Annotated in this window: 7 protein-coding genes; 4 read left to right on the forward strand and 3 right to left on the reverse strand. The window is 63.1% G+C overall.

The window, feature by feature from the left end:
• Positions 1-180: 180 nt before the first annotated feature.
• The 4 genes from VEC01_RS07115 to mltB are packed head-to-tail and all read left to right on the forward strand — an operon-like array spanning position 181 to position 5,286.
• Positions 181-1,101 (forward strand): MoxR family ATPase, encoded by a 921-nt coding sequence (locus VEC01_RS07115; RefSeq protein ID WP_324900108.1) that lies wholly within the window; start codon positions 181-183, stop codon positions 1,099-1,101.
• On the forward strand, positions 1,098-2,111 hold the full coding sequence (locus VEC01_RS07120) for a DUF58 domain-containing protein (RefSeq protein WP_324900109.1): 1,014 nt from the start codon (positions 1,098-1,100) through the stop codon (positions 2,109-2,111). The genes VEC01_RS07115 and VEC01_RS07120 overlap by 4 nt, the downstream gene beginning before the upstream one ends.
• Complete coding sequence (locus tag VEC01_RS07125; protein WP_324900110.1) at positions 2,108-4,138, forward strand: DUF3488 and transglutaminase-like domain-containing protein; 2,031 nt, start codon at positions 2,108-2,110, stop codon at positions 4,136-4,138. Before VEC01_RS07120 ends, VEC01_RS07125 begins: the two co-directional genes overlap by 4 nt.
• Positions 4,129-5,286 (forward strand): lytic murein transglycosylase B, encoded by a 1,158-nt coding sequence (mltB, locus tag VEC01_RS07130; protein ID WP_414691423.1) that lies wholly within the window; start codon positions 4,129-4,131, stop codon positions 5,284-5,286. Before VEC01_RS07125 ends, mltB begins: the two co-directional genes overlap by 10 nt.
• A gap of 4 nt (positions 5,287-5,290) precedes the next feature.
• Here mltB and htpX read toward each other — a convergent pair whose 3' ends face one another.
• The 3 genes from htpX to VEC01_RS07145 all read right to left on the reverse strand — a co-directional run bounded on the left by htpX (position 5,291) and on the right by VEC01_RS07145 (position 7,978).
• The gene (gene htpX, locus VEC01_RS07135) at positions 5,291-6,163 is read right to left on the reverse strand and encodes a protease HtpX (protein ID WP_324900112.1); all 873 of its coding nucleotides are present in this window, start codon (positions 6,161-6,163) and stop codon (positions 5,291-5,293) included.
• A 145-nt stretch (positions 6,164-6,308) separates the two neighbouring features.
• Positions 6,309-7,379, reverse strand: coding sequence for an AI-2E family transporter (locus VEC01_RS07140; RefSeq protein ID WP_324900113.1), 1,071 nt, complete (start codon positions 7,377-7,379; stop codon positions 6,309-6,311).
• Between the two features lie 50 nt (positions 7,380-7,429).
• Positions 7,430-7,978 carry a YaeQ family protein gene (locus VEC01_RS07145; protein ID WP_324900114.1) on the reverse strand — a complete coding sequence of 183 codons (549 nt, stop codon included), beginning with the start codon at positions 7,976-7,978 and terminating at the stop codon, positions 7,430-7,432.
• Between the last annotated feature and the right edge of the window lie 42 nt (positions 7,979-8,020).

Raw genomic sequence — 8,020 nt, forward strand, 5'->3', positions numbered from 1 at the left:
GCAAATTTCTCGAATAGAATCCGGGTGACATGCCGAAAAGCGTCAACCGGCGGGATGACTTATAGTGTAGCGAAGAAAATAATGTAATACAGTTCTTTCATTGCAGCCGGCATTTCGCAGTTTGCGCATGCTCAACCCGTCCTCACGCGCCCCCTTTCACGACACTTTCACGGAAGATTCATGTTCGACAAACTCCATGCCGTTGCGAAGCAAGTCAGCCAGGTCGTCGTCGGGAAGGACACGCAGATACGCCAGTCGCTGGTATGCCTGCTTGCCGGCGGACACCTGCTGATCGAGGATGTGCCGGGCGTAGGCAAGACTACGCTGGCGCATGCGCTGGCGATTTCGCTCGGGCTGAAGTTCAACCGCCTGCAATTCACGAGCGACCTGCTGCCTGCGGACGTGGTGGGCATTTCCATCTTCAATCGTGAAAAGAACGGCTTCGTCTTCCATCCCGGCCCGGTGTTTACGCAGGTGTTGCTTGCCGATGAAATCAACCGCGCCACGCCGAAGACACAGTCGGCGCTGCTGGAAGCGATGGAGGAACGGCAAGTCACCGCCGACGGCGTGACGCGCGACCTGCCGAGCCCGTACTTCGTGATCGCGACGCAGAATCCGACGCATCAGATCGGCACCTTCCAGTTGCCGGAATCGCAACTGGACCGCTTCCTCATGTGCCTCTCGCTCGGCTATCCCGATGCCGCGGCGGAACGCGCGCTGCTGATGGGCGAAGACCGCCGCGTCATGCTGAAGTCGCTGCCGACTGCGATGCACCCGGAAGAACTGCTCGCCGCGCAGGCGGCATTGAAGTCGGTGCATGCCTCCCCTGCGCTCGTGGATTACGTACAGGCGCTGGCGCAGGCATCGCGCCAGAGCGGCATGTTCGCCGAGGGCATGAGTCCGCGCGCGACCATCGCGCTGCTGCACGCCGCGCGCGCCTGGGCTGCACTGGAAGGACGCAACCATGTCATTCCGGAAGACGTCCAGGCGGTGCTCGTCCCGGTCGCCGCCCACCGCCTGCGCCCCTTGAAGGCCGCGGGCAGTTCCGCGTTGGGAAGCCGGGACCTCGTTCTGCAATTGATGAAATCCGTTCCCGTGTGAAGAAGAAACTTTCGCTCTACGCCAGGCTCGAGCACGCCTTGCGCGGACAGCTGAGCAAATGGCTGTTCCGGCGCAAGGATGCCGAAAGCGGCGAGGTATTCCTGCACCAGCGCCGGGTCTTCATCGTGCCCACCCATCCTGGCCTGCTGTTCTGCGTGATGCTGGTGGCAATGTTCCTCGGGTCGATCAACTACAACCTCAGCCTCGGGTTCGGCTTCACCTTCCTGATCGGCGGCTGCGCGCTGATCGACATGCACCTGACCTTTCGCAACCTTGCGCACCTGCACCTGAAAGCCGGCCGTGCCGCTCCTGTCTTTGCCGGCGAAGATGCTCAGTTCGAACTGCACCTCATCAACCGCCGCAAGCATGACCGCTACGCGATCTGGCTGGACTTCGTCAATGACGACCGGCCCGAACTCGCGCAGCCGACTGACGTTCCCGCAAATGCAACCGCCAGCGTCGTGCTCTCGACCGCCGCGCCCCGCCGCGGCTGGCTGCAGACGCCCCGGGTGCGGCTGCAGACGCGTTTTCCGCTGGGCCTGCTGCGGGCCTGGAGCTACTGGCTGCCGGATGCAAGAGTTCTCGTCTACCCGCGGCCGGAAGACGACGCGCCGCCGCTGCCGTACGCCGGAGTGGAAATGAATGACGGCCAGGGACAGGCAGGCGAGGATGACTTTGCGGGAATACGCGGCTACCAGGCCGGCGATTCGCTGAAGCGGCTCGCGTGGCGGCATATCGCGCGTGTCGACGTCGAGTCCGGCGGCGCGCTGGTCACGAAGCATTTCGAAGGCGGGGCGGCAAGCGAGATCGCGATCGCATTCGACGCGCTGCCTCCCGGCATGGACATCGAATCGAAGCTGTCGCGCATGACGCGCTGGGTAATTGAGGCCGAGGCGCGCGGGCTCGCCTATGCGTTCCGGCTCGGGAGCCTGTCCCTGCCGCCGGCACACGGCCCTGCGCATCGCGATACCTGCCTGCGCGCCCTTGCCTTGTACGGAACGTCTCCATGAAGCTGCCTTTCCTCGGCCAACGCCCGGGCGTGCTCGCCCCTCGCCCGATGTCGCGCGACAAGGCGGATATCCTGTTGCTGCTGGGCGCATGCACACTTGTGCTGCTGCCGCACGCCGGCCACCTGCCGGCATGGATCACGCCGGTATGCGCGATCCTGCTGGCATGGCGCGGATGGATCACCTTCCGCGGCAACCGCCTGCCGCCGCGCTGGGTGCTCCTGCCGGTCGCCGTGCTCGCGATGTCGGGCGTGTATCTGACCTATCGCACCTTCTTCGGCCGCGAACCCGGCGTGGCCATGCTGGCCTTGCTGCTCACGCTCAAGCTGCTGGAAATGCACGCCAAGCGCGACCTGTTCGTCGCCTTGTTCCTGAGTTTCTTCCTCATCCTCTCCAGCTTCTTCTATTCGCAGTCGATCGGCACGGCGCTGCTTACCATCGCGGCGGTGCTGGTGATCCTGACGACGCAGCTTTCCTTCCAGTTCACGGGCAACGTTCCGCCCCTGAAGCAGCGCCTGCGCATGGGAGCGTCCATCCTCATGCTCGCCGCCCCGGTCACGCTGGTGCTGTTCCTGCTCTTTCCCCGCATCCAGGGGCCCTTGTGGGGCATGCCCGGCGATGCGCACGCCGGGCGCACGGGATTGTCGGACACCATGGAGCCGGGCAACATCGGCAACCTCGCGCAGTCCGATGAAATCGCGTTCCGGGTGAAGTTCTCCGGCACCCCGCCCGCGCAGGCCCATCTTTACTGGCGCGGTCCGGTGCTGAACAGATTCGACGGCAGGAAATGGACGCCGCAACGGCAACGGCTGGCTGGCCGGCCCAGCATCAGGCTGGACGGCGCACCGCTGCATTACCAGGTCACCCTCGAACCGCACGGCAAACCCTGGCTGTTCGCGCTCGATATCCCCGGCAACGTGCCCGAACTCGAGCGCAACACGGCGCGCCTGACGCGCGACATGCAGCTGCTGGCGTCGGTGCCCGTGAACGACCGCCTGCGATACGACGTTGTGTCCCATGTCGGCTATGCGCTGCATCCCGACGAGCCGCCGCGAGCGCTGCAGCAATGGCTCGAGCTGCCCCCTGGGTACAACCCGCAGGCGCGTGCCTTTGCCGCTCGCCTGCGCGAAAAGTCGGCGAACAATGCCGAGTTCCTCGCAGCCGTCCTCCAGCATTTCCGGAACGAGAATTTTCATTACACCCTGCAGCCGCCGCTGCTCGGCACGCACACCGTCGACGAATTCCTCTTCACGACGCGCGCCGGGTTCTGCGAGCATTATTCGTCGGCATTTGTCGTGCTCATGCGCGCGGCCGGCATTCCGGCGCGCGTGGTGACCGGTTACCAGGGCGGCGAGGTCAACGCGGCCGACGGCTTCCTGGTCGTGCGCCAGTCCGACGCGCACGCGTGGGCCGAGGTGTGGCTGGAAAACCGCGGCTGGGTGCGGGTCGATCCCACCGCCGCCGTCGCCCCCGAACGCATCACGCGCAACCTGTCGAGCGTCATTCCACGCCGCCTTCTCGGCGGGCTCATCACGCTGGATGCTTCCGGTAGTTCCTGGATTGCCTCCGTACAGCGCTTCCGCCAGGGCTGGGATGCCGTCACCAATGCGTGGAACCAGTGGGTGCTCAACTACACGCCGCAACAACAAAAGAACTTCATCAAGTCGCTCGGCTTCGAGGATGTGGACTGGCGCACCATGGTCATGCTGATGATCGTATTCAGCACGATCGCGGTGGCGGTTGTCGTGTTGCCATTGCTGCTGCACGGAAGGAAACGCGATCCCCTCGATGCCGTGTACGAAGCGTTCTGCAGGCGTCTTGCGAGGAAAGGACTCCCGCGCGGCACGCACGAGGGGCCGCGCAGTTATCGTGCACGATTGACATCGGACGAATCGCCCTTGTCGACAGAACAGAAAGCAGCGCTTGCGCGCTTCCTCGATCTCTATGAAACTGTGCGCTACGGCGCAACGGACCTCGCCCGCCCGGCAGCCGTTGCCCGACTCAAATCCCTGTCCGCCCAATGTCGATGATGTTTTTCAAGCCAGCCGTACGCGCAGTCCTGTTGTCCTCGCTGCTCCTTCCGTTCACCCTCCCCTCCGATGCACTTGCAGAGCAAACCGGCAAGAAGAAAGCGGGCAAGCCCGCAGTCCAGGGCGCCAAGCTGCGCAAGGTGTCGATGAACCCGGATGAGGCGGGCGAGTTCGCCAACTTCACGCAATGGAAAGAGGTTGCCGGCTTCATCGACGCGATGGTGGAAAAGCACGGGTTCGACCGCGCGGAACTCGAATCGACGTTCAGGAAGGTGCGTTACATCGACACCGCGATCCAGCTCGTCAAGCCGGCACCGCCCGGACGCCCGAAAAACTGGCGCGCCTATCGCGCACGCTTCATCGATCCGGTACGCATCAATGCAGGCGTCGCGTTCTGGGAAGAGCACAGCGATGCGCTGGCGCGCGCCGAAGAGCGCTTCGGCGTTCCGGCAGAGATCATCGTGGGCATCATCGGCGTCGAAACCGTGTATGGCAGGAACACCGGAAATTTCCGCGTGCTCGATGCACTGACCACGCTCGCCTTCGACTACCCGCCCACACCGAATCGTGATGCCCGCATGACATTTTTTCGCGGCGAGGTCGAGAACACGTTGTTGCTGGCCCGCGACTCTGGTATCGATCCGTTCTCGCTGTTCGGTTCCTATGCAGGCGCAGTCGGCTGGCCGCAATTCATGCCCGGCAGCATTCGCAGGTATGCGGTGGATTTCGATGGCGATGGCAAGGTCGACTTGCGCAACTCTCCGGTCGACGCGATCGGAAGCGTTGCCAATTTCCTCGTCGAACACGGATGGAAGTCCGGGGAGCCGATCGTGTTCCCCGCGAGCCTGGCTGCCGCCGAGCCCGGACGCAGCTGGGAAATGTTCGTCGGCCAGGGCCTGCAAGCCAAGTTCCGGCTGGACGAACTGAAGGCCGCCGGCGTCGTGCCAGCAGTTGAACCGCCGGCCGACATGCTGTTCGGCCTCGTCGATTTGCAAAACGGCGGGGAGCCGACCGAATACTGGCTCGGCGCCAACAACTTCTTCGCCATCACGCAATACAACCGGAGCTTCTTCTACGCCATGTCGGTCGTGGATCTCGGGCGCGCAGTCAGGACCGCGCGCGCCCCTTGCCCCGGCTGCCCGCGCTAGGCGCTTAGCGCGCCTGCAGCGCGGCGATGCGCGACTCGATCGGCGGGTGGCTGCTGAACAAGGATGCCAGTCCGCCGCCGGCGATACCGGAGGCCGCCATGCTCTTCGGCAATTCACCTGCGGACAGGCCGCCCAGTCTCTGCAATGCTGCGATCATCGGACGCGGCGTGCCGAGGATCTGGGCTGCGCCACGGTCGGCGCGGTATTCGCGCTGACGCGAGAAGTACATCACGATGATGCTGGCCAGGATACCGAACAGGATGTCGCAGACAATCACGGTGACGGTGTAACCGATGCCCGGCCCCGAGCTCTCTTCATCATTCCTGCGCAGGAACTGGTCGACCGCATAGCCGACGACGCGTGCGAGGAAGGTGACAAAGGTATTCACCACGCCCTGGATCAGGGTCAGCGTGACCATGTCGCCGTTGGCAATGTGGGCCACCTCGTGTGCGAGCACCGCTTCCACCTCTTCGCGTGTCATTGAGGTGAGCAGGCCGGTCGATACCGCCACCAGCGAACTGTTCTTCGTCGCCCCGGTTGCGAACGCATTCGGCTCGCCCTCATAGATCGCCACTTCGGGCATGGCGATTCCGGCCTTTTGCGCCTGCGCGCCGACGGTGTTCATCAGCCACAGCTCCGTGGAATTGGACGGCTGTTCAATTACGCGGGCGCCGGTCGACCACTTGGCGATCGGCTTGGACAGGAACAGGGAGATGAACGCACCGCCGAATCCCATCAGCCCTGCAAACACCAGCAGTGCACCCAGGTTCAGGCCATTGGCGGTGAGGTACTTGTTCACGCCCAGCAAACTTGCGGTGATGCCAAGGACCACCATGATTGCCAGATTGGTGACAAGGAAAAGTATGACGCGCTTCATATGTAACGTTCCTCATTTCTTTATGTTTGTCATGCCGAGCCGGGACTCAATGGCTCGAGCGTGCAAGGATAACAGCGTGCAACGCGCTGAAAAAGCGAAGTTTTTTGAATGTTTTCTTCGCAAAAACGGAAGAGCCAGGACCAAGTCAGGCAGCGCGCTTGTCGTCACTCTCCTGCGTTCCGACCTCATGCACCGCGTCGGCGTGACCGCCGCGCAGCCACCAGAACAGCACGGCCATCATGAACGGGCCGACGAACAGGCCGAGCACGCCCAGCGTCGAGACGCCGCCGAGCAGGCCGAAGAGCACCGCGAGGAAGGGGAGATTGACACGATGTCCGATGAGCTTCGGGCGCACGAACTTGTCGACGAGGAAGAGCTCGAACGCTCCCCAGGAAAACAGGCCGAGGGCCGCTCCGGCGTGCCCCTGCCCGAGCAGGAGCAGCGACACGGAAGTAAATGACAAGGGCGCGCCACCGGGAATCAGCGCCAGATAGCCGGTAATGACCCCAAGGATCGCGGGCGCTGGCGCGCCGGCGATCGCGTAGGCGACGCCGAGCACGATTCCTTCGAGCACCGCTACCGAGCATAGTCCCAGCGCCGTGCCGCGCACGGAAAGGGGAAGCAGCCGGCGGAATACGCCGTAATACCGCGGGATGAGCCGCGCGCCCGCGTGGTCCACGTACTTCACGACCGCGGGCCCCTCGAGATAGAGGACGAACAGGGTCAGCAATGCCAGGAACAGGTAAAGCGCATTGGCAAGAATCGTCGGCCCAAGCGTACCCAGTGTACTCGTGAGATGCGGCAGAAGATCACCGGCAATCCCCCTGATGAGCGTATTCAGCCCGCCGGGAGCCGCAAGATGTTCCTGCCACCACTCCATGGCCGGCTTGGCGACGAAAGGCAGGCGCGAAAGCCATTCCGGTGCCGGCACGCCGGTGCTGTTGATCTGGCCGATCAGGCGTTCGACTGTCGCCAGTTCATTGCTCAAGGTGTGGAACAGGAAGATGGACGGCGCCACGAAGCTGATCACAATGGCGAGGAGCAAGGTTGTCGCACTGGCCGCACGCGTCCAGCCCCTGCGCTGGAGCCGCTCGTGCAGAGGCCAGGTAATCACGGCAAGCAATGCCGCCCACGCGAGCGAGCCGAGGAAATGCTTGAGAAGAATGGCGAGCGAGACTGCGAACGCCAGAGGGAGGATCAAGGAGAGGTAAGGCATGCCGAAATATTGTGAGAAACAGCCATCGCCGTCAATGAACTGGCACTGGTTTATGAGGAAGCGCGAGCGCTAAGCATGGCTGGCTCGAGATGGACTGTCTCTTCGCCGTCCGTGATCCAGACCTGTCCTTCCTGTATCGTGAACTGGAGCTGCATGGTGCGTTTTGCCAAAGATGCCAGCGCCGAACTTGAGGCCGATGAAAGATTGAATACCTGCAAATTCCGGGCACGTTCGAGCTTGCTGCCGACCTGGCTCCACCAGACGTTGCTGGTATTGCTGTAACTGTAAACGATGACCTCGCCGGCGCGGCCGCAGGCTTTGAGAATCCGCCGTTCATCGGGCTGGCCGACTTCAATCCACTGCTCGATGGCGCCGGTCAGGTCCTTGCGCCAGAGGTCGGGTTCGTCGTCGGTGCTCAAGCCTTTCCCAAACTGGAGCGCATCGTGCGCGTGCAGTCCGAAAGCCAGCAGCCTGACCATCATCCGCTCGTCCGTCTCGGAAGGATGCCGCGCGATGGTCAGCGCATGGCCGCCATAATAATGACGATCCATGTCCGCGATCTGCAGGTCGGCCTTGAATATTGTTGCCTTGAGTGCCATGTGGTGTGCTTGCTTGCGCCCTCAAGGGGCGCTTGAATGAGT

Origin of the sequence: Noviherbaspirillum sp., assembly GCF_035627455.1 — a bacterium.
Taxonomy (GTDB): domain Bacteria; phylum Pseudomonadota; class Gammaproteobacteria; order Burkholderiales; family Burkholderiaceae_D; genus Noviherbaspirillum.

Coding starts and splice junctions, on each gene's coding strand:
- VEC01_RS07115 (WP_324900108.1), top strand. CDS start 181: ATGTTCGACAAACTCCATGCCGTTGCGAAGCAAGTCAGCCAGGTCGTC.
- VEC01_RS07125 (WP_324900110.1), top strand. CDS start 2,108: ATGAAGCTGCCTTTCCTCGGCCAACGCCCGGGCGTGCTCGCCCCTCGC.
- mltB (WP_414691423.1), top strand. CDS start 4,129: ATGTCGATGATGTTTTTCAAGCCAGCCGTACGCGCAGTCCTGTTGTCC.
- htpX (WP_324900112.1), bottom strand. CDS start 6,163: ATGAAGCGCGTCATACTTTTCCTTGTCACCAATCTGGCAATCATGGTG.
- VEC01_RS07140 (WP_324900113.1), bottom strand. CDS start 7,379: ATGCCTTACCTCTCCTTGATCCTCCCTCTGGCGTTCGCAGTCTCGCTC.
- VEC01_RS07145 (WP_324900114.1), bottom strand. CDS start 7,978: ATGGCACTCAAGGCAACAATATTCAAGGCCGACCTGCAGATCGCGGAC.